Origin of the sequence: Corynebacterium rouxii (assembly GCF_902702935.1) — a bacterium.
Classification (GTDB): Bacteria; Actinomycetota; Actinomycetes; order Mycobacteriales; family Mycobacteriaceae; genus Corynebacterium; species Corynebacterium rouxii.
In genome coordinates this window covers 627,459-647,930 of record NZ_LR738855.1, presented here as the reverse complement: position 1 = coordinate 647,930, position 20,472 = coordinate 627,459, and the positions used below count along the sequence as shown (strand labels likewise).

Sequence of the window (20,472 nt, the reverse complement as noted above, 5' to 3'; positions counted from 1 at the left end):
TCCCCTAAACTTTGAGCAGATCGTGAACTTGATATTCTTCGGAGCACCCCACAATGTCAGATAATTTTCGCCGTAACCGTGCGATCCAGGCACCACCACCAGCAGGCCCAACCACGGCACAGGCAGGACCAAAGTCTGTCAAAGTGCTGCTGTCCTTATTATCTGCCTTAGTGCTGATTGTCTCGGCAGCTGGTTATTTCACCGTTGGACGAATCGGCAACACGGTCGCTTCTGCCGGCAACCTCGTACTCGGCGGTGATAAAGGTATGAAGGATGCTGCCGACGGTGCCACCGACATCCTGCTCGTTGGTTCCGACTCTCGTACCGACGCCCAGGGCAACCCACTTACTCCCGAAGAAATTCAGCTATTGCACGCCGGTGATGAGGAAAACGACAACACCGACACCCTCATGGTTATTCGCGTGCCTAACGACGGCTCCTCTGCCACCGCAATCTCAATTCCTCGTGATACCTATGTGCATGATGAAAACGAGGGCAACCTCAAGATCAATGGTGTCTACCGCGCCTACAAAAACCGCAAAGCTTCCGAGCTAGTCAATAGTGGGGAAAGCGATCAAAAGCATGTAGAAGAACAAGCAAAGGAAGCTGGACGCAAGGCTCTAATCTCTAGCATCTCCGATCTCACTGGTGTCACCGTTGACCATTACGCAGAAGTAGGCCTCCTCGGATTCGTCCTGCTCACCAACGCCGTTGGTGGCGTTGATGTATGCCTCAACAACGACGTTTACGATGAGTTTTCTGGTGCAGACTTCAAAGCCGGCCAACAAACCCTACGCGACGGTCAAGCTCTCGCATTTGTTCGCCAACGCCACGGTCTACCACGCGGCGACCTTGATCGTATTGTTCGCCAGCAAGCATTTATGGCATCGCTTGTTGCCAAAGTTCTTTCTTCGGGCACACTGACCAACCCATCCAAGCTCTCCGATCTAGGTGAGGCAGTATCTCGCTCCGTGGTGATCGATAAAAACTGGGACGTAATGAGTTTTGCCAACCAACTCCAAAATTTGGCCGGTGGCAACGTCAAATTCAACACCATCCCTGTGACCTCCATTGATGGCGTAGGCGATTACGGCGAATCCGTGGTCACCGTGGATAAAAACCAAGTCCACCAGTTCTTCGACCGCCTCCTCAACGGTAACAACGGCGAAGAGACTCCAACCTCGGATAGCGAAGCACCGGCAGAAAACCCACATACGTCCACCACTATCGACGTGCTCAATGCCACCAGCACCACAGGACTTGCTTCACAAGTTGCAGGCCATCTCTCCGCAAAGCACTACACCATCGGCAACACCGGCAATGCTTTAGAGGGCATGTACCACGAAAGCCAAATCGTCGCCGCCGACCCAGAAAGCGAAGCAGTCAAAGCTATCGCAGCTGAACTTGGCGGACTGCCGATCACAAAGCGCAGCGACCTCGATCCTGATTCCATCGTCGTGGTTATCGCCTCCGATTACTCTGGCCCAACCGGCGATGGTGCAGAATCATCTGAGTCTTCTACCAGCACTACCGTTGGCAAGCCTGGCAGCGACGAAGGCGAAGCAATTGTCTCCCCTGAAATCGACGCCGGTGGGCAAGGACCTCGCTGCGTGAACTAGCATGAGCAGGCATGGAGCTACTCGCAAACATCCTTGCCACTGAACCCGCCGCCCCACGTGTCACCGTGTATAACGAAGACACTGGGGCGCGTCTTGATTTCTCCGGAATCACCCTCGATAATTGGGCAGCAAAAGTAGCCAACATGCTGCGCGAAGAATCCGGACTCGACGCCGGCGCCACCATCTGCATCGACCTGCCACCAAGTTGGCAATCAATCGCCATCGCACTTGGGGCACTTGCCGCAGGGATCACCCCACACTTTGGCGCCGCTAGCGACCATCCAGAATCCGAAGCACTATTTGTCACACCAGATCACGCCGTCAGTGGAGACGTCGATACGTATCTTGTCACCGACGACCCCTTCGGCCGCGGCGTAGAAGAATGCGGCGCAATACTGCCCGACGGAGCCATCGACTTCGCCCCCACCGTGCGTTTCTACGGCGACCAATTCTTCGAACCCACCCCACGCATTGAAGACTTCGCCGCCACCAATCCACTCCAGCCCAACACCCGACTCATCAGCCGCGGCTGGATAGACCTCGACGGTTTCACCCACGCAGTTATCAACCCCCTCGCTGCCAGCGGCTCCGCAGTCATCGTCGCAGGCAGCCCCACCCCCGAGCGTATCGACGCCATCTGCGCCGCCGAAAAAGTCAGCGCACGAAACCTCTAACGTGGCTCCCGTGGGGCAAGCTGAACCTGCTGCACCAACACATACTGCCCCACCTGCACCTCAGGCACATACATTGCCGAACAGGTCCGCTGCTCACCAGCCATATCCACCACCGCCATCGGCAGCGGGCCTTCCAAAACCTCAACCACACGGCAAACACGGATTAGCCGTCCTAATCGAATTCTCCACGCTCAGTTCTATTCCCCTATCTGAATCTTGCCGCAACGGCTACTCCATCGTCGACGTAGTTGGGGCAGCGCAGTACCGTAAGCCCTGCGTTCTCGTTACCCAATCTCTGTGGCATCGACACGTACAGTGAGATAGACACGAATGTCCAAATAATGTACTTGATGACAGCGTGAATCAGGCGAATAATTAGGATTCCCCACCGACACCCTGAGTAAGGCATCATGATCCAGAACTAGCTAGTGTGGTTGGCAAGCCCATAGGAAGTCACCGCAGTAACCATTGTGCAAGTACAGTATGCAAAATGACCGATATAGTACAACTGCTGGAGTGGGTTGTGTGCCCAAAATAGCGAGCCGTGACATTTAATAAACGCGTAGCACTGGGTGATGCCCAGCAGGTTTTAAAGTCCTTCTTGCTATTCAGTGGTTAGCAGACTCGTCAGCACATTTGTCAGTCTTTGGATGTAAATGCCAAAACTATGCGGGATCAACCACATGCAGTCCAAAGAAAAACGACCGTAACATTGCAGCAAATTAAGCATCTAGACGACTTTGACGATGAGCGCAATCGTTTGAGTCATCGGAGATTTGATGAAGCACGTAGATGAGTTCCACGATCCCGAAGCCACCAAAACGCTTCTCAATCGAGGTGAAAGGACACAGCCTAGCTTGGCAAGATTCCGCTTATGGAGATCTGCGGTGGCCACACGCTCGTTTCTCGACGCCGTCAAAGTAGCCAAGAACAACCTCACCAAAATCGATGGCTTTATCGGCCCAGACCACGTGGCAACCATTATCGGAACATGCATGGTCTCTCCGGAAGGCGTCTGCGCAGCTTATTACAACTTCGGACGTATCAACCGCGACGAGGCGGCGACGCTACGCTAGGAGGCGTCGCCACGCAATGCGCAACAGTGAGTGCGGCAAAGCGAAGCACTCGCGAACAAAATTATTGACTCGAAATGGCGGCTTAGTCACCGCCGAGCTCACGCGAATGGGCACCCCAAGATGGCGCGCCCACGCAAGGGTACGCAGCTTATGAAAATCACTGGTAACCACCAACCACTCTTGGGTATCCGGCAACAAGGCGTGAGCATTTTCTATGTTTTCATTGGTGCTTGTCGCCTCCGGTTCCACGATCAGGCGCCGATAATCCACCCCGTGGCGAATCAACCAATCGTCCATCACATAGGCCTCCCCCTTGCCAGAAACAACAATAGGCCCCGTGGTGTGCCGAGATAGCTCAAGCGCATGCTCGAGTCGCCAGCGTAACACGTGACCTGGTTGGGCTCCCCTGACTTTGGAGCCCAAGACAAGAATCGTCGATTCCTTCCGGAACAAAAACTTACTCGCCCATCAATTTCTTCTTGAGGTTGGCATCTTTCTGCTCAACTTCTTGGCGCATGTTTTCTTGGTAATCAGCCATCTTGGTTACCAGTTCTGGGTCGCCGGCACCGAGGATGCGTGCTGCTAGTAGGCCGGCATTTTTAGCGCCTCCGATGGAGACGGTCGCTACAGGAACTCCGCCTGGCATTTGGACGATGGAGAGCAGAGAATCCATGCCGTCAAGTTCTTTGAGGGCGCGTGGGATTCCGATGACGGGTAGTGGCGTGGCTGCTGCCACCATGCCGGGGAGGTGTGCGGCACCGCCAGCGCAGGCAATGATGCATTTCAGGCCACGTTCGTGAGCGGTTTTTGCGTATGCCAGCATTTTCTCTGGAGTGCGGTGTGCAGAAACTACGCCTACTTCGAAGGGGATGCCGAATTCAGCGAGTACCTCGGCGGCTGGTTCGACGGTGGGCCAGTCGGAGTCGGAGCCCATGATAAGGCCTACGAGTGGTGTCATTATTGTTCCTTCCATTCGGCGTGAACGAGGTAGTGGGCGGCGTTTTCAGCAGCAGCTTTGAGGTCTTCTACATCTGCGCCGGCCATGTTGACGTGACCGATTTTGCGACCTGGGCGGTGGTCTTTACCGTACATGTGGATTTTCGCTTCTGGGTAGCGCTTCCACACGTCAATCATGCGCTGTGGCATGGGGGTTTCGGGGTCTTCGGCAGCACCGAGAACGTTTGCCATAACGGTGTAGTTTTGCAGCGGTGCGGTCGATCCTAGCGGTAGGTCGAGCACAGCACGGATGTGCTGTTCGAATTGGTCGGTCACGCAGCCATTTTGAGTCCAGTGCCCTGTGTTGTGGGGGCGCATGGCTAGCTCGTTGACAAAGATGCCGTCGGGGGTTTCAAACAGTTCAACGGCGAGGTTGCCGGTCACGCCGAGTTCAGTGGCAAGGGTGATGGCAACGTTTTCTGCTTGTTCTTTCAGCTCTGGAGAAAGATCAGGAGCAGGTGCGATAGCGAACCAGCAGATGCCATCTTTTTGGATGGATTCTACGACTGGCCAGCCTTTGACTTCACCGGAGGGGGTACGAGCGACCATGGCGGAAAGCTCACGAACAAGGGTCACTTTGTGCTCGCCCATTAGCGGGGTTCCGGCTGCTAGTAGTTCGGAGACAAGCTCGATCAGTTCCTCGAGGGTACCGGGGAACCATACGCCTTTGCCGTCGTAGCCGCCGCGGCGGGCTTTCAAACAGACGGCACCGTCAACGGTGTTCCAGAATGCGGTGGCGTCTTCGACGCTGTCGATGGCTACGAATGCGGGAACCGGTGCACCGAGTTCTGCAAGCCGCTGACGCATCAAAAGTTTGTCTTGTGCATTGACCAATGCAGCTGGCCGCGGTTGGACGTTGATTCCTTCTGCGATCAGTGCTTCTAGGTGCTGGTTGGGCACGTGTTCGTGATCGAAGGTGACTGCGTGTGTACCTTCGGTGACGCGGCGCAGATCGTCGAGGTTGGTGTAGTCCCCCAGCACAACGTCGGCTGCTACCTGCGCTGCGGAGACATTAGGAGTTCCTGCGAGAATACGCACCGATTGCCCTAACTCGATAGCTGCGGTGTGCATCATTCGTGCCAATTGACCGTCGCCGATCACGCACAGAATTGGCATGTCTGTCGCGTGGGCTGCTGGATTACCGTTGCTGTGAGTCACGGGTAACAACTATAGCGTGTACCCCTGTACCACCCCATGCCGGTTATAACCAGATACAGAGGCTACCGCCAGACGATATGTTGCTCTATTTCATTGACTACATATTTAGCCTTAGCAACATTGGGCAGAAGAATGGGGCGGGAATAACCAGCCACGGCCAAGGATATATTTTTCCTTTTGCGCCCGATATGGCGCACGGCGTGAAACGGAATCGATTCTTTCGCCCCCATAAGACCTGGCGCTCGCAGGATGATTCGCTGGTTAGTGACGATTATGCGTTCCTTGCGGGCACGCACGACCGGCAGCGCAAAGCGCCAGCAGCTCAAGGCAGCCCACAGCAACACAACACCATTGCGCATGGTGGGGTCATTGTTGGGGTCTAGTGCCGACTTATCAAGGAAGCCGATCCCCATCCAACACAGTCCAGTAATAAGGAGCAATTCACATACGGGAAGCATCAAACGTGTCAGCGGTGCGGTGATGTCGACTCGGACTTCTTCCCCAGGTTGTAATCGGATTCCCGCCACTTATTTGTCCTGAAGTCGTAGATGGGTCACGTCACCGACCATAAATTCATGTAGTTCACCGCTAGCATCGCGCACGCAGATGAGGCCTTCATCGGTGACAGACTCAGCCACTCCAAGCAGTTCCTTATCTTCCGACAACACGACGCGCACATCCGCGCCTATCGACGTACACACGCGTCGATAGGCCCCCATCAGCGAGGGATCGCCCGCAATCCATTGGTTCAGGCGCTTATACAAGGCGTTGAGCACATCCACGGCCAGCTGGTTGCGTTCATAGGTAATGCCCTCAAGATCAAGGCTGGTGGCGTGGTTGACAGGGAGTTCTTCTTTGGTCAGCGCGGTATTAAGCCCTAAACCGATCACGACGGCAGGGTGATCACCAAGGCTTACAGCTTCTGCCAAAATGCCGCAGAGCTTGCGGCCGTCGCATAGCAGGTCGTTGGGCCATTTGAGGCCGATACGAGGATCAGAGCCGAGGACGTCAACAAGCGCGAGTCCTGTGGCAAGTGGCATGGTTCCTAGCCGCGAAACCGATTCTTTGCGGGGTCGGATAAGAACGGAAAGGGTGAGCTGTGCGCCCGCAGGTGATTCATATTTGCGCCCCATACGCCCGCGGCCTTGTGACTGGTGTTCGGTAAGAAATGCTGTCCATTCCGGTGCCCCAGCATGTGCCGCCGCCACGAGATCCGTGTTTGTCGATCCCGTTGCCATCGTGTGCTCGAGACGGTTGTAGGGTCCGTTTTCAACGAGCTGTTCGCGAAGCCAAGCAATGTCCAAGGGGGCGCGGGAATCAGAAGACACGGGGGAAGTCATTCCTTAGATAATAGTCGTTGCCGCAAAAAGGTGGGCATGCCGGCTACCGGCGATCTTTATGGAGAATTTTTTAGTTTTTCAACACGCCGAACGTTTTTGTATTGAAAACTAACCATCGAGGCGCTATTCTCTCCAAACATGACCATTTCCTCATCTTTTATCGACGTGGACGCTTTACACCGCCCAAGCACCACCGCAGGCAAGATCGCCGACTTCAAGGCACGGCGCGCTGAAGCCAACACACCGATGGGCGAAACGGCACTCAACAAAGTGCACAGACAAGGCCGAATGACAGCACGCGAACGCCTCGACTACCTCCTCGACGAAGGCTCCTTCATCGAAACCGACCAGCTCGCCCGGCACCGCACCCACGACTTCGGCCTCTACGGCAAGCGCCCCGTCACCGACGGCATCGTCACCGGCTGGGGCACCATCGACGGCCGCGAAGTATGCATCTTTTCCCAAGACGGCACCGTATTCGGCGGCGCCCTCGGTGAGGTCTACGGCGAAAAAATGATCAAAATCATGGAACTCGCCGTCACCACCGGCCGCCCCCTCATCGGCCTCTACGAAGGCGCCGGCGCCCGCATCCAAGACGGTGCGGTCTCTCTCGACATGATCGCCCGCACCTTCTACCACAACATCAACGCCTCCGGAGTTGTCCCACAGATCTCTGTCATCATGGGTGCTTGCGCGGGAGGAAACGCCTATTCCCCAGCGCTTACCGACTTCGTAGTCATGGTGGATCAAACCTCCAAAATGTTTGTCACTGGTCCAGACGTGATCAAAACCGTCACCGGCGAAATGATTACCCAAGAAGAACTTGGCGGTGCCTCCACACACATGGTTGCCGCCGGCAATAGCCACTACACCGCATCCAGCGACAAAGACGCACTCGAATTCGTTCAAGAACTCGTAAGCTTCCTACCCTCCAATAACCGCAGTATGCCACCACGCGAGGACTACGACCACGAAGACGGCAGCATCGACGACAACCTCACCCCCGATGATCTACGCCTCGACCACATCATCCCCGACTCCCCCGCGAGCCCCTACGACGTACGCGACATCATCGAATCCCTCACCGACGACGGCGACTACCTAGAGATTCAAGCCGACCGCGCCGAAAACGTCGTCATTGCATTCGGTCGCATTGAGGGCGAATCCACCGGTTTTGTGGCTAACCAGCCCACACAGCTGGCAGGCTGCCTCGACATCGACGCCTCCGAAAAAGCAGCGCGCTTTATCCGCACCTGCGACGCATTTAACATCCCCATTGTCATGCTTGTCGACGTCCCAGGCTTCCTGCCAGGCGCCGGACAAGAACACAACGGTATCCTGCGCCGCGGCGCCAAACTCCTCTATGCCTATGGCGAAGCAACAGTGCCAAAAATTACCGTTACCATGCGCAAAGCCTACGGCGGTGCCTACTGCGTCATGGGTTCCAAGGGACTCGGTGCCGATGTCAACCTCGCGTGGCCAACCGCCCAAATCGCCGTCATGGGCGCCGCCGGTGCCGTAGGATTCCTCCACCGCAAAGAACTGGCCAAGGCAGTAGAAAACGACGAAGACGTTTTCGCACTCACCCAAGCGTTTGAGAAAGAATACGAAAACCACATGCTCAACCCCTACATGGCCGCAGAACGCGGGCTTATCGACGCAGTCATCCTCCCCAGCGAAACCCGCGGACATATCTCCCGCAACCTTCGACTACTGCGTAACAAGCACGTGCAACGCCCCGCCCGCAAGCACGGCAACATCCCACTGTAAGCAGCTTAAATACACTTAAGTCGGAATTGCATTAATGCAATTCCGACTTAAGTGTATTAGTTTGAAACTAGCTTAAAGACTTAACGATTAAAGAACTTCATAATCATTGGAATAAAGCGCGCAGCCAAGCCAGCCAAACCAAGTGCTCCTAGGACTGCCGCGATGATACTGAAAATCTTAGAATCACCGGGGTTTTCATCATTCATCTGCTGATCATTCTGCTCAGAATTCGTCGCTTTGCGCTCTTCGGCTTTACTGGAAAGCTTATCTAGTTTTTCTTGAGCTTCTTGGATCGAAGACTTGGTTTCCTCGATCATCTTTGAATATTCTGCAATCTGGGATTGTTGAGCTTCTAGAGCCTTTTTTCAGCAATAACCGCAGATTTAATCGCATAAGCTTCCGTCAATTTTCCATGCAATTCTTCGAAGCTCTTTTCAGCTTCCAGAACTTTTTCGTTAGCAGCTTTAAGAGATGTTGTGCGGTTCCGAGTAACACGACGAGCCTCTTGTTTAGCTTTCTCAGTATGAACCTGATTCAAAGTGCCCAAGAAAGACTGCATCGAGTTCCGTGCAGCCAAAAAATTAGCCTCTGATTCGCTTAGTTTAGCTTGAACTGCTGCAAGATCTCCCTTACCAGCCTCAGCCGCCGCCAATAACTGTTTAGTCTCTTCCAACTTCCTGTTAAGGTCAGACAGTTTGCTCTGAGCTGCTTTTATTTCAGAGTCTTCTTTTTGCACAACAGCACCAACCATAGGAACAGCTTCTTCAGCAACAGCGACACCTGTAGCAGTCAGTGCTAGAGCAGTGGTTGCAGAAACAACCGCGAGCTTAATGGACTTTATCATCGAATCTCTCTTTCGGCATGAGGGAACAGAGGGAAGGTTCACAAATCTGCATACAAGCTGAAACTTTTCTATGAACATCCCTCAGTTAACTTGCGGAAAATTTAGCATAGTCAGATCCTTATTAGATTCATAACCAAGGCGAGAGATTCAATCCCACCCTTGCAAAAGAAAACCAATCTCACCGGCAATTACTACTTAAACGCTACTTCTAGAAACATTTTTAAAGTGATTGAAATAACACATAATTCACAAAATATCGATCTAATTCGCATCACTTTTGCAGCAAAAACAAAGCGCTCCAGCTTCACTTCGAATAGTCAAGCGCCTAGAGGTTGTGAAGAATCACATCAAATTCGCGCCACCCCCGAATAGAAAGTTTTTCACTGTGACCTAGACAAAATTGTCAAACAGTTCACAAGTTTTTGCCCCAGCCCCTACACTATTGTGTCATGACTGCCGCAACGATTAACAACGCAGGGGCCCAAACCCCCGACCTGACAACGACCGCAGGCAAGCTTGCGGATCTTCGTGCACGTATCGCAGAAACCCAAGCTCCTATGGGTCCTGCATCCATCGAAAAAGTTCACGCAAAGGGTAAAAAGACCGCCCGTGAGCGCATTGAGTACCTTCTTGATGAAGGCTCCTTTGTAGAGGTTGACGCTCTCGCCCGTCATCGCTCTAAGAACTTTGGCCTTGACGCCAAGCGCCCCGTTACCGATGGCGTGGTCACTGGCTACGGAACTATCGACGGTCGCAAGGTCTGCGTTTTCTCCCAAGATGGCGCTGTTTTCGGTGGCGCGCTTGGCGAGGTCTACGGCGAGAAAATCGTTAAGATCATGGATCTTGCCATTAAGACCGGCGTTCCACTGATCGGTATTAATGAGGGTGCAGGCGCGCGTATTCAAGAAGGTGTTGTATCCCTTGGCCTTTACTCCAAGATCTTCTACCGCAACACCCTCGCTTCCGGCGTTATCCCACAGATCTCACTCATCATGGGCGCTTGTGCAGGCGGCCACGTATACTCCCCTGCTCTCACCGACTTCATCATCATGGTGGACAAGACCTCCAAGATGTTCATCACCGGACCAGACGTGATCAAAACGGTCACCGGTGAGGAAGTCACACAAGAGGAGCTCGGTGGCGCACACACCCACATGGCAACCTCTGGTACCTCTCACTACACCGCATCCGACGATGCTGACGCCCTCGACTGGGTACGTGACCTTGTAGGCTTCCTGCCTTCTAACAACCGCGCAGAAGCTCCTCGAGAGCCTGCCGAGATCATGGTGGGCTCCATTAAGGAGAACATCACCGATTCCGATCTCGAGCTGGACACCATCATCCCTGATTCACCTAACCAGCCATACGACATGAAGGACGTGATTACTCGCGTTCTTGATGATGGCGATTTCTTCGAGATCCAGGAAAATTACGCAGGCAATATCATTGTCGGCTTCGGCCGCGTCGAAGGCCGCAGCGTTGGTATTGTTGCTAACCAGCCAACCGAGTTCGCCGGCTGCCTCGACATCAAGGCCGCTGAGAAGGCTGCTCGCTTTATCCGAACCTGCGATGCGTTCAATGTTCCGATCATCGAATTCGTTGACGTACCTGGCTTCCTACCAGGCACCAGCCAAGAATACGACGGAATCATTCGCCGTGGCGCCAAGCTCCTTTACGCATACTCCGAGGCAACCGTCGGCAAGATCACTGTGATTACCCGCAAGTCCTACGGTGGCGCTTACTGCGTGATGGGCTCAAAGGACATGGGTGCCGACCTCGTATTGGCATGGCCAACCGCACAGATCGCTGTCATGGGTGCCGCTGGTGCCGTGGGATTCATCTACCGCAAGGAAATCAAGGCCGCTGCCGCCGAGGGCAAGGACATGCTCGCTGTGGCTAAGGAATACGAGCGCGAGTACGAAGAAACTTTGGTCAACCCTTACATGGCAGCTGAGCGTGGCTATGTCGACGCCGTTATTCCACCAAGTGAAACCCGTGGTCAGATCATTGAAGGCCTACGCCTCTTGGACCGCAAGGTTGTTAACGTTCCTGCAAAGAAGCACGGCAACATTCCGCTGTAAACCACCACAGGTACGTCTCCTACCGCACCCCTCGCAGTCTAGGTGCGGTAGAATGCCTCGCATCCATCTTCCACATAGTCTGAAATAGGTTTGACATGTCTGACTCCGTATCTGACGCACAAGCACAGTCCACGCCAGAGGGCGCACAGCAAAAACCTCTCCTGCGCGTTGTTAAAGGCAATCCTGACCCAACGCAAGTAGCTACGTTGACGGCTCTTTTTGCATCTATGGCAGACAATGCCGCACAGCAAACCAAGCAAGAGCGCGAGCGCAACCTGTGGGGAAATGTGGAGGAGCGCCTTCAGCGCCCCACTACCTACAATCCCACTGCGTTTAGGAACGTGAGTTTCTTCTAAAGCTGTCAAACGGTTTGCGTCGTTAGAAAGCTAAGGGGTCTGGCCCATTCCCTCACCTTGGAGAGGGGCCAGACCCCTTTTGCATTTCATAAATCACAGTTACGAACCATTCTTTATGCAAATTCTTTAGCAAATTACAGTTAGGAACATTAGTTAATTTCCTACTGAACAAAATAAAAATAATACCTTTTAACGTTCGAGAAAATAATCATACCCGCAGGTAGATATACATCCTTAAAGGAAGTACATTTGCTAGTTTTGTCATGATATCTATTTCATTTTGACCACATAATTATGGCGCCCGTCACTTAAGGTTTCTCAATCTTGACTTAAAAACAGCCACCTCAGTAGATTCAAAATTAATAACAAGTACGCAAACGTTTGCAGAAAAGCAGGTACGCATGAGTGGTATCTCTCAACCAACAGTTGAGAACGAGGAGAAAACACCTACATGGCGCAGACGGCGACAGAGCATCACGTTGAAAGACATTGCCGCGGACACCGGCCTGTCGATCAGCACAGTGTCACGCGCACTAGCCCGTAATCCAGTAATCCCCGAATCCACCCGCAGCATCGTCGAGGAAGCAGCCAGCAGGCTCAACTATCGCCCGAATGCTCAAGCAAAGGCACTTCGTAGCCAAAAGTCCAACACCATCGGCATTGTTTTGCCGAATATCCGTAATCCTTACTTCAACCAGTTAGCTTATGCGATTCAAGAAGCCGCAAGCCTTAAAGGCTATTGCTGCATGATGGCTAATTCGGCTGAGTCCCCAGAGCTAATCAATAGTGCACTGGACATCCTCAATAGCCAGCAAGTTGACGGCATCGTGGTAGTCCCCCACATTCAGTCTGCTCATCGCATCACTGCTATCGCTGAACAAGGTACCCCTATTGTCACCGCTGACCGAACCGTTACACACAGCGCGGTTCCATCTGTCACCTCCGATCCGCTACCAGCAATGAAAGAGGCATTGCGAACGCTGAGTCAGAACCCGGGGGCGTCGATAGGCTACCTTGCCGGACCACAGGATACGTCGACAGGCAGGGAACGCCTCGAAGCGATCACGTCGATCAAGAGCGAATTGGGGATTCCTTCCCCCGACGTTTATTTTGGCAGTTATTCTAGCGAGGCCGGTTTTGCTGGCACACATGAGCTCCTCGATCGCGGGGTTAATAGCATTTTGACCGGCGATATGATGATGACGGTCGGCGCGATTCAGGCGATCTACGCCCGTGGACTTCGCATCGGTAAGGATGTGGCGTTGATTGGCTACGACTACACCCCAGCGTTCCTCCTTCAAAAACAACCCATCACCACCATCGATCAACAAGTCAATGACATGGGACAACGCGCATTCGACATGCTTTATTCGCATATGAATAACGGCGAACGAGCAACGTCATGCGTCATTCCGACTACACTTGCGCTGCGGGCGTCCCATTCGTTGGCGGTGTAGCACTTCTCACCCCCACAGCAGAAATCCAGCCACCGACCATATTTTCCTTAATAATGGTGAATAAGTACTTCCCAAGGACTCCCTACGCCCTTGACTTAGACGGTGGCTGCCATGCTGCTGTGGAAAGGAGAGACTGAAAAAGTATGTCCTCATCTATGACTGTTGTTGGTTCGATCAACGCTGACGTCAGCATCCAAGTAGCACGACATCCCAGCCCAGGTGAAACCGTCCTAGGCCACGACTCCAGCATCAGCCCAGGCGGCAAAGGCGCAAACCAAGCCGTTGCCGCTGCGCTCCAAGGCGCATCAGTTTCTTTCGTAGGGGCAGTAGGAAACGACACCTACGCCGACCACGCCCTGAAAATCCTGCGATCTTCCGGCGTGAACTTAGACGCAGTCGAAGCAATCGACGACAACACCGGCGTTGCTTACATTCAGGTCTCCGACGATGGCGAAAACAGTATCATCGTCATTCCCGGCGCGAACGCGCATGTCACTGCTGATTACGTGGAGCACCATCGTAAACCCATTGAAGACGCCGACATCGTGCTCTTGCAGGGTGAGATTCCCGCGGATGGTTTTAGCGCCGCAGTGCAGGCAGCTCGCGGCACTGTGGTAGTCAATCTTGCGCCTGTGATTGATGTTGATCATGACTGTCTCCTGTGTGCGGATCCGTTGATGGCTAATGAGCATGAGGCCGCATTGATTCTTGAGCAGCTCGGCGCTCCTGTAACCAGTGAAGATCCCCGCGTTCTGATCGAGGCACTACGTTCGCAAGGGTTTGCCTCCGTGGTGTTGACCCTTGGCGGACATGGCGCGCTGGTCGCCGATGCTTCTGGTGTTACACCGATTGCCACGCCATATGTCACAGCAGTAGACACCACGGGTGCTGGTGACGCATTCGCAGGGGCTTTCGTGGCACGTCGTTTGCAAGGAGACTCGCTTATCGACGCCGCCACGTTCGCAGCCCGTGTCGGAGCTTTCTCCGTTCAAGGTCGTGGGGCGCAAACCTCTTATCCTTCTGAGTCCGATACGCTGCCCGCGGTGTAGCGCCTACTATAGGTGGGCATGAATATTGTGCTCGCCTCGTCCTCTCCATCTCGGTTATCAATTCTGCGCAGCGCTGGTGTCGAACCACTCGTGCGCCCCGCAGATGTTGATGAAGACGCTCTGTTGGATTCCCTTGTAGGCCGTAGCCCTGCTGATAAAGTTGCCGCCTTGGCGCAGGCCAAGGCCGAGGCTATTGCTGGCGCTTACCCCGATGATGTGGTCATTGGAGGTGATTCCATGCTGCTACTCGATGGGGCGCTTCAAGGAAAACCGCACACCATAGATAAGACTATTGAACGGTGGAAACAACAGCGTGGCAAAACCGCTGAACTCATTACCGGCCACTGCGTGATCACCCCGCGTGGTCGGCATGTAGAAACCTCCACAACGACTGTCACGTTTGCCCATGCCGACGATGCCGATATTGAAGCCTATGCGCGTACCGGCGAGCCCTTGCAGTGTGCGGGTGCTTTTACGCTAGAGGCCATCGGTGGTTGGTTTATCGACTCCATTACCGGCGATCCATCCAGCGTCATCGGGTTGTCGCTGCCGGTGGTACGTCGTGCGTTATATGCGGCAGGTTACAACGTCAGCGAATTCTGGAACAATAACTGATATGACAGCTTTTAACGATATGCTCGCTCCCCCACCCGTTCAGCTTCCGCAAGACCCAGCTCTTGACAGCATGGATCTCGAAGCAGTCACTGCTACGACCGCCCTTGAGCACCCCGAAAGCCCGTCCGTGTGGGCACAACTTGCGCACAAAGCCCTTGCAACAGCGCACAGTGATGAGCAACGTGCCATTGCCTACGCCTATGCACGAACCGCATACCACCGCAGCCTTGATCGCCTCCGTGCCAACGGTTGGAAAGGTTGGGGCCCAGTGCCATTTGCACACGCGCCAAACCAAGGCGTGCTGCGCGCTATTGCCGCGCTTGCCTTAGCCTCACAAAAAATTGGCGACACCACCGAATACGAGCGATGCCGCCAGATGCTTCTCGACGCCGACCAAAGCTGCGTCGATACGCTGCTTCCACCAGCCTAAAGCTGAGAGACTACCGGTTCCATCTTCTCCCACAACAGTGGGACAAGACTCAACGCGTAGGCATCGGAAATGTGGTTGCCATCGCGATAAACATAGACATTGCCGATCACACCGGGGCAAAAACCATTCGGGCAGAACCAGTCGGCGGTGTCAATAGAGATCATTGTCTTGGACTTCAAGAAACGTGCCGCGGGATCCACAGGAGAGTAGATTTCCTCCCGCGGTTTACCGCATTCCGTTATGCTGCCACCGCTCGCAATACACTGCGATAGTGGCCACGCTTGGCCATCTTTGTCCAAGAACCACGGATTATCCCGCAGACCAATAAACGGAATCTTTTCTTTTTCTAGAACCGCCCACAGTGTGCGATAGCTTTCTGGAACCTCGTCCAAACCGCGCAGCTTCTCCAGCAACGGACGCGTGGAATTAGAAATCACCAGATCAGGCTTATCCTTACGGACCTTCTCCAGCATGACCTTGTTAAAAGTCGCACAGTCATCGCTGAATACGCCGTCTTCTTCCGTGGCAAACGCAGGACACCCCTGACGCACAATCGGAATAATTTTCAGACCATGATCACGACCGATCTGATCCAATGCAGCCATCCACTGCTCCGCATGGGAACCACCGATCACATAGGCAACCTTCTTGGCATTCTTGTCGCCATAAACACAATATTCCTCGCCGAAGTTGTCGTTCGCGATCTTCGTGGGGTCGTCGTCAAGCTCCGACATGCAGCCGTCCGTCCACGCTGGCGACAAACTATTGGCCAAAACATAAGGATCCGGCGCAAACTTCACCTGCGGCACACGCCCACCAACCAATGCCATCGCACCCGGATACAGCACCGGATCCAGCTGAGTCTTCGACAGCGCTTGTACTTCCTTTTGCCATACGGAAGGAATCCACAATGCTGTCCCACACAGCGCAAGAACCACTACGCCGGCGAGCGCTCGCGTAGCCCCCGTCGCCTTACGCAACGTCGCTGCCGCACTACGCACTCGACGCGCTTGGCGCTCGGGGCGTTTGGCATGCTGTTTGAAAGGTTCCTCGATGAACTTGTGTGTCAGGTGCGCCAAAACGACCGAAACCGCAATCACCGAAAGACCAAGTCCAGTACCTGGACGATCAAGCCCAAGATAAATCGTGGACATAATCAACAACGGCCAGTGCCACAGGTACAACGGGTACGCGATCGAACCAAGCCACAGCATGAAACGGCTCTTCATCCAGCCAGCGCCGTGGCCTTGCCCAAGGATGACCAAAGCGGCGCCGCCCAGTGGATACAAAGCGCCAGGACCTGGGAATACTTGGGCGCCGTCGAAAAGCAGACCAGTGGTCAAAACCATGGCCAAGCCTAGGTATGTGTACACCACTCCCATCGCTCGACTCACGCGAATTTTGTCGGAGTAGAGCACCAACACAGCACCAAGAGTAAGCTCCCACACACGCGACCACGTGGAATAGTAATTCAGTGGCTGATCCACTGGATGCAGATACACCGCGTAGCTAAACGACGCCACCGTCACCGCAATCAGCGGAATACCGGCTAAATGACGCACCCGCTCAGCTTCATGGCCGCGTCGACGCCGCAGCTTCAACACCACAGATACGAACAGGGCGAACGCAATCGCCGCCAGATAAAACTGTCCCTGTACAGACATCGACCACAGATGCTGTAACGGACTTACCACGCTGGAGGCTGCACCATAGGCAGAGCCCTGCGCACTTAACTCCCAGTTTTGGTAATACCCCACGCTAGCCAGCACCTGATCCGCAACATTTGTGGTGCGAAGCTCGGGGATCGCTGACTCAATAATCAGCACCGTAGACATCAGCACCACCATGAGTGCTGGAAGGAGTCGACGAATCATTCGCCACAACGGCCACCACGGGTTCAAGCTGGCATTCGGTTTAGCGGCATAACGCAGCTGCGAACCAAGGAAAAAATAGCCCGACAGCAAGAGGAAAACATCCACGCCACCCGACACACGGCCCACAAACACGTGGAAGATGACCACGAATGCAATAGCAATACCGCGTAGACCATCAAGGTCATAGCGGTATTTAGTAGTCGAAGGCCTAGAAGATTGTTGAGTTTTAGGTTGCGGCACCGGAAATCTCGCGTCTTAGAATTGATCGTTGTGTAGAAATAACCTCAATATTTTAACCAATGTACATCGTGGGATACGAAAGACACGTTACGCGGGAGGCGTCGAAAAGCACGAAAGCGGCGCACCACCCTTTGTCTCCCCATCGAGAGAATAAGGGCGTACGCCGCATACGCTTTGATGTAAAGAAAACGTCTATGCGTGCTTCTTTTCCACGCGCTCGACAGCTTCCTGAGCAACGAGCTCTTGGATACCCATGTCCAGCTCAGAGGTGAAACCAACGCATGAGCAGTTGATCTCGCCGAGAACGTAGGTGTCCTTGCCGTTCTCGCCATCAGCGAGCATGAAGTCTGCGGTCCAGATCAACGGGATGTTGTCGCCACCAAGCTTTTCAGCGATCACAGGGCGAGCAGCTGCGAACATGTCGACGAGCTCCTGCCATGCCTCTGGCTTGTCGTAGGTGTACTTTGCGCCGGAGAACAAGGTTGCCGAGAAGTTGTCGCCACCAGCGGCTGGCTTCTTGTGCACCACGAAGACGGGGTGTGGGCCAACCATTAAGATGCGGATTTCGCCCTCGACAATGCGAGGCATGAAGCGCATATCAACGAGCATGCCGTTGTCGCCGACGATGTACTGGTCGCAGAAGTCCATGAACTCACCGAGCTCACGGATCTCGGTGTGGTTATCAACTGCCTCGGTGCAGCGCAGCTTGGTATCCAGTGGCAACGCAGTACCTGGTGCTACCGACGCAGCAAGCTCCTTGTCTTCAAGCTGCACACGCCAGATGCCCGAGCCCGTGGAGCCACGGTTTTGCTTAAGAACGCGCTCACCATAAGAAAGCGAGGTTGGGAAGGTGTTGTGGAAGGTCTCCACATCGTAGTAAGCAGCGGTATCGGAAGGAACCAAATCAGTGTCATTGAGCTTAACCAAGGCGTCCTTTGCGCCATAAGCCATCATCTCAACTGGGGTAGACATACCCACAAGGCCAGCCTCAGACAGCTTGGTCAGCAGATCAAAGTAGCCCTTCTCGCCGCCAGGAATGTTGCCTGGGTTAACACGAGAAATGTAGCCGTCGAAGTTCTGAGAAACATACTCGAACAGGCCTTCGCTCCACTCAGGACGGTAGAACACAACCTCAGCATGCCAGCCCTTTTCCTTGATGGCATCAACGATAGGAAGCGTGTCTTTACGGTGACCGTTGAACTGCTTATCGTTTCCGCCTTCGACCTCGAAGACAACAATGCTCTTGTGCAATTTATGAACCTTTCGGGGTGTTATGTGGGAATCTTCTTTCTGCAAAGAACAACCGCCTTCACATATAAGAAATCAGCCACAAAATAGGACGCGAATAAACCGCGATACAACATCCGAGGAGCTTGGCAGTGCGGCCACGATAGACATACCGGCTTTTACTGAGTGAGCGCCTCAAAGTTGATGCTATTAAATATCTCACTCCTAGGGGATAGAACACACTAAGGAGTAATCAACAACACACAAACTACAAGCTCACCCTTATATCTAGGGTATGAGTGCAGACATGGGTAACGTCGATAAGCACTGACCACTTTGCGCCAATATTTCCCTGTTCAGCGATACTTTTACCGAGCCATCTACACAGCTCAGCTCACGTGCGGTAGGCTGTGCGCGGCCGCAATTACATAAAGAAAGAATAATGGCAGCTGTAAGACTGCTCACAATGTGAACTTTGTGCGGAACAATCAACTAAGCCGCCACGTTGTGACAATATTGCTTAAAGGTGGGTCAACCCCGTGGCTTTTCACGCCAGCCCACTGCCATAGTGGAATCTTTCAGCGATTGCGCGTCACCGTTTAGTCATTGAAGAAGGTAAAAATGCCAGCACCATTCGATCCACACCCACAGTTCCAGGAGTACGCACACCCCGAAAAGCTCGTCTCCGCCTCGTGGCTGAGCGCCCGCCTAGGCACTAAAGGCCTTCGCGTTGTGGAATCCGACGAGGACTCACTCCTCTACGACATCGGACACATCCCCGGTGCCGTACGCATCGACTGGGCCAAAGACCTGAACGACGCCACCATCCGTGATTACATCAGCGCCGAGGATTTCGCAGCGCTCATGGATGCTAAAGGCATCGCCCGAGACGACACCGTGGTGATCTACGGCGACAAGTCCAACTGGTGGGCAACCTTTACCCTATGGATCTTCGAGCTCTTCGGCCACGAAGATGTCCGTATCCTCAACGGTGGCCGAGACGCATGGATGGCCGAAGAACGCGACACCTCGTATGCTGTTCCGGAGTATCCCGCAACCGGCTACCCCGTTGTCACCGATACCAGCACACAAGCGCGCATTTTTGTCGACGAGCTCGTGAGCAAACTGGGCACGCAACAACTTATCGACGTCCGCAGTGAATCCGAATATGCGGGCACGACAGACAATAATTACCCCTCATCTGGGGTGTTACGTAGCGGCCATATCCCAACCGCAGTGAACATTCCATGGAATAAATCAGTACACCCGAACAGCCGGTTCCGCTCCTTTGCCGAACTCAGCGAGATCTACGGCGGACTCGACAAAAACGCCGAAACCGTCACCTACTGCCAAGTAGGTGACCGCGCAGCACACACATGGTTCGTCCTAAAATACCTGCTTGGGCACGACATTACCCGCACCTACGACGGATCTTGGGCCGAATGGGGCAACATGATTCGCATGCCTATCGCGAAAGGCGAAGAGCCCGGCGTGGCACCCTAGAAAAATAATAGTTTTGACTATAAAATAAATTCCTCGGGAGCAATTCTTCCGAGGAATTTGCCGTTCAATGGCTACCTAATGTGGAAGAATATGTGATGCCTACCGCATTAAGTGCACTATGTAGACCGTCTTATTTTTAATGTCGGGCACTCAAACGACTGAC

21 protein-coding genes are annotated in these 20,472 nt (G+C 53.8%); 11 read left to right on the top strand and 10 right to left on the bottom strand.

Going from position 1 to position 20,472, the window contains the following annotated elements; translation table 11 throughout:
- Window positions 1-53: 53 nt before the first annotated feature.
- Window positions 54-1,619, top strand: a complete 1,566-nt coding sequence (locus CIP100161_RS03375) for an LCP family protein (RefSeq protein WP_155871911.1) — start codon at window positions 54-56, stop codon at window positions 1,617-1,619.
- Between the two features lie 11 nt (window positions 1,620-1,630).
- On the top strand, window positions 1,631-2,293 hold the full coding sequence (locus CIP100161_RS03370; protein WP_155871909.1) for a TIGR03089 family protein: 663 nt from the start codon (window positions 1,631-1,633) through the stop codon (window positions 2,291-2,293).
- Here CIP100161_RS03370 and CIP100161_RS03365 read toward each other — a convergent pair.
- A complete protein-coding gene (locus CIP100161_RS03365) occupies window positions 2,290-2,442 on the bottom strand; it encodes a HypC/HybG/HupF family hydrogenase formation chaperone (protein ID WP_232053074.1) in 153 nt (50 codons plus the stop codon). The two genes, CIP100161_RS03370 and CIP100161_RS03365, sit on opposite strands and share 4 nt — an antisense overlap.
- Window positions 2,443-3,180: 738 nt before the next feature.
- On the opposite strand from CIP100161_RS03365, the gene CIP100161_RS03360 reads away from it, so the two are divergent.
- The gene (locus CIP100161_RS03360) at window positions 3,181-3,369 is read left to right on the top strand and encodes a hypothetical protein (protein WP_155871907.1); all 189 of its coding nucleotides are present in this window, start codon (window positions 3,181-3,183) and stop codon (window positions 3,367-3,369) included.
- On the opposite strand, the gene CIP100161_RS03355 is transcribed toward CIP100161_RS03360, so the two are convergent.
- The 5 genes from CIP100161_RS03355 to CIP100161_RS03335 are packed head-to-tail and all read right to left on the bottom strand — an operon-like array spanning window position 3,361 to window position 6,851.
- Complete coding sequence (locus tag CIP100161_RS03355; protein ID WP_014303043.1) at window positions 3,361-3,822, bottom strand: YdcF family protein; 462 nt, start codon at window positions 3,820-3,822, stop codon at window positions 3,361-3,363. The genes CIP100161_RS03360 and CIP100161_RS03355 overlap by 9 nt on opposite strands.
- A 4-nt stretch (window positions 3,823-3,826) precedes the next feature.
- The gene (purE, locus tag CIP100161_RS03350) at window positions 3,827-4,327 is read right to left on the bottom strand and encodes a 5-(carboxyamino)imidazole ribonucleotide mutase (RefSeq protein ID WP_155871905.1); all 501 of its coding nucleotides are present in this window, start codon (window positions 4,325-4,327) and stop codon (window positions 3,827-3,829) included.
- Window positions 4,327-5,532, bottom strand: a complete 1,206-nt coding sequence (locus CIP100161_RS03345) for a 5-(carboxyamino)imidazole ribonucleotide synthase (RefSeq protein ID WP_155871903.1) — start codon at window positions 5,530-5,532, stop codon at window positions 4,327-4,329. Before CIP100161_RS03345 ends, purE begins: the two co-directional genes overlap by 1 nt.
- Window positions 5,533-5,585: 53 nt before the next feature.
- Window positions 5,586-6,050: a hypothetical protein gene (locus tag CIP100161_RS03340; protein ID WP_155871901.1), complete on the bottom strand. Its 465-nt coding sequence runs from the start codon at window positions 6,048-6,050 to the stop codon at window positions 5,586-5,588.
- Window positions 6,051-6,851: a biotin--[acetyl-CoA-carboxylase] ligase gene (locus tag CIP100161_RS03335; RefSeq protein ID WP_155874512.1), complete on the bottom strand. Its 801-nt coding sequence runs from the start codon at window positions 6,849-6,851 to the stop codon at window positions 6,051-6,053.
- Window positions 6,852-7,001: 150 nt separating this feature from the next.
- Here CIP100161_RS03335 and CIP100161_RS03330 point away from each other — a divergent pair, with 150 nt between their 5' ends.
- Complete coding sequence (locus tag CIP100161_RS03330; protein WP_155871899.1) at window positions 7,002-8,633, top strand: acyl-CoA carboxylase subunit beta; 1,632 nt, start codon at window positions 7,002-7,004, stop codon at window positions 8,631-8,633.
- Window positions 8,634-8,713: 80 nt separating this feature from the next.
- Here the strand turns inward: CIP100161_RS03330 and CIP100161_RS03325 are convergent, their stop codons facing one another.
- Both CIP100161_RS03325 and CIP100161_RS03320 read right to left on the bottom strand, forming a co-directional pair.
- The gene (locus CIP100161_RS03325) at window positions 8,714-8,950 is read right to left on the bottom strand and encodes a hypothetical protein (protein ID WP_155871897.1); all 237 of its coding nucleotides are present in this window, start codon (window positions 8,948-8,950) and stop codon (window positions 8,714-8,716) included.
- Between the two features lie 35 nt (window positions 8,951-8,985).
- Window positions 8,986-9,477 (bottom strand): hypothetical protein, encoded by a 492-nt coding sequence (locus tag CIP100161_RS03320; RefSeq protein ID WP_155871895.1) that lies wholly within the window; start codon window positions 9,475-9,477, stop codon window positions 8,986-8,988.
- 449 nt (window positions 9,478-9,926) lie between these two features.
- Between CIP100161_RS03320 and CIP100161_RS03315 the strand changes: the two genes are divergently transcribed.
- The 6 genes from CIP100161_RS03315 (at window position 9,927) to CIP100161_RS03290 (ending at window position 15,465) form a co-directional block, all read left to right on the top strand.
- Window positions 9,927-11,558 carry an acyl-CoA carboxylase subunit beta gene (locus CIP100161_RS03315; protein WP_155871893.1) on the top strand — a complete coding sequence of 544 codons (1,632 nt, stop codon included), beginning with the start codon at window positions 9,927-9,929 and terminating at the stop codon, window positions 11,556-11,558.
- 95 nt (window positions 11,559-11,653) lie between these two features.
- Window positions 11,654-11,914: an acyl-CoA carboxylase subunit epsilon gene (locus tag CIP100161_RS03310; RefSeq protein WP_155871891.1), complete on the top strand. Its 261-nt coding sequence runs from the start codon at window positions 11,654-11,656 to the stop codon at window positions 11,912-11,914.
- Window positions 11,915-12,315: 401 nt separating this feature from the next.
- Window positions 12,316-13,371, top strand: coding sequence for a LacI family DNA-binding transcriptional regulator (locus tag CIP100161_RS03305; RefSeq protein WP_155871889.1), 1,056 nt, complete (start codon window positions 12,316-12,318; stop codon window positions 13,369-13,371).
- Between the two features lie 143 nt (window positions 13,372-13,514).
- Window positions 13,515-14,420 (top strand): ribokinase, encoded by a 906-nt coding sequence (locus tag CIP100161_RS03300; RefSeq protein WP_155871887.1) that lies wholly within the window; start codon window positions 13,515-13,517, stop codon window positions 14,418-14,420.
- An 18-nt stretch (window positions 14,421-14,438) separates the two neighbouring features.
- Window positions 14,439-15,035, top strand: coding sequence for a Maf family protein (locus tag CIP100161_RS03295; RefSeq protein ID WP_155871885.1), 597 nt, complete (start codon window positions 14,439-14,441; stop codon window positions 15,033-15,035).
- A 1-nt stretch (window position 15,036) separates the two neighbouring features.
- Window positions 15,037-15,465 (top strand): DUF3151 domain-containing protein, encoded by a 429-nt coding sequence (locus CIP100161_RS03290; RefSeq protein ID WP_155871883.1) that lies wholly within the window; start codon window positions 15,037-15,039, stop codon window positions 15,463-15,465.
- Here CIP100161_RS03290 and CIP100161_RS03285 read toward each other — a convergent pair.
- Together CIP100161_RS03285 and CIP100161_RS03280 are read right to left on the bottom strand one after the other, a co-directional pair.
- Window positions 15,462-17,579 carry an acyltransferase family protein gene (locus CIP100161_RS03285; protein ID WP_155871881.1) on the bottom strand — a complete coding sequence of 706 codons (2,118 nt, stop codon included), beginning with the start codon at window positions 17,577-17,579 and terminating at the stop codon, window positions 15,462-15,464. The genes CIP100161_RS03290 and CIP100161_RS03285 overlap by 4 nt on opposite strands.
- Window positions 17,580-17,771: 192 nt before the next feature.
- Complete coding sequence (locus CIP100161_RS03280) at window positions 17,772-18,830, bottom strand: Cj0069 family protein (protein ID WP_155871878.1); 1,059 nt, start codon at window positions 18,828-18,830, stop codon at window positions 17,772-17,774.
- Window positions 18,831-19,427: 597 nt separating this feature from the next.
- Between CIP100161_RS03280 and CIP100161_RS03275 the strand changes: the two genes are divergently transcribed.
- Window positions 19,428-20,309 (top strand): sulfurtransferase, encoded by an 882-nt coding sequence (locus CIP100161_RS03275; RefSeq protein ID WP_155871876.1) that lies wholly within the window; start codon window positions 19,428-19,430, stop codon window positions 20,307-20,309.
- The last annotated feature ends 163 nt before the right edge of the window (window positions 20,310-20,472 follow it).

Bases quoted from the DNA above. Each gene is read 5' to 3' on its own strand.
- CIP100161_RS03375 (WP_155871911.1), top strand. From the start codon at position 54: ATGTCAGATAATTTTCGCCGTAACCGTGCGATCCAGGCACCACCACCA.
- CIP100161_RS03370 (WP_155871909.1), top strand. From the start codon at position 1,631: ATGGAGCTACTCGCAAACATCCTTGCCACTGAACCCGCCGCCCCACGT.
- purE (WP_155871905.1), bottom strand. From the start codon at position 4,327: ATGACACCACTCGTAGGCCTTATCATGGGCTCCGACTCCGACTGGCCC.
- CIP100161_RS03330 (WP_155871899.1), top strand. From the start codon at position 7,002: ATGACCATTTCCTCATCTTTTATCGACGTGGACGCTTTACACCGCCCA.
- CIP100161_RS03325 (WP_155871897.1), bottom strand. From the start codon at position 8,950: ATGATCGAGGAAACCAAGTCTTCGATCCAAGAAGCTCAAGAAAAACTA.
- CIP100161_RS03320 (WP_155871895.1), bottom strand. From the start codon at position 9,477: ATGATAAAGTCCATTAAGCTCGCGGTTGTTTCTGCAACCACTGCTCTA.
- CIP100161_RS03315 (WP_155871893.1), top strand. From the start codon at position 9,927: ATGACTGCCGCAACGATTAACAACGCAGGGGCCCAAACCCCCGACCTG.
- CIP100161_RS03310 (WP_155871891.1), top strand. From the start codon at position 11,654: ATGTCTGACTCCGTATCTGACGCACAAGCACAGTCCACGCCAGAGGGC.
- CIP100161_RS03305 (WP_155871889.1), top strand. From the start codon at position 12,316: ATGAGTGGTATCTCTCAACCAACAGTTGAGAACGAGGAGAAAACACCT.
- CIP100161_RS03300 (WP_155871887.1), top strand. From the start codon at position 13,515: ATGTCCTCATCTATGACTGTTGTTGGTTCGATCAACGCTGACGTCAGC.
- CIP100161_RS03295 (WP_155871885.1), top strand. From the start codon at position 14,439: ATGAATATTGTGCTCGCCTCGTCCTCTCCATCTCGGTTATCAATTCTG.
- CIP100161_RS03290 (WP_155871883.1), top strand. From the start codon at position 15,037: ATGACAGCTTTTAACGATATGCTCGCTCCCCCACCCGTTCAGCTTCCG.
- CIP100161_RS03275 (WP_155871876.1), top strand. From the start codon at position 19,428: ATGCCAGCACCATTCGATCCACACCCACAGTTCCAGGAGTACGCACAC.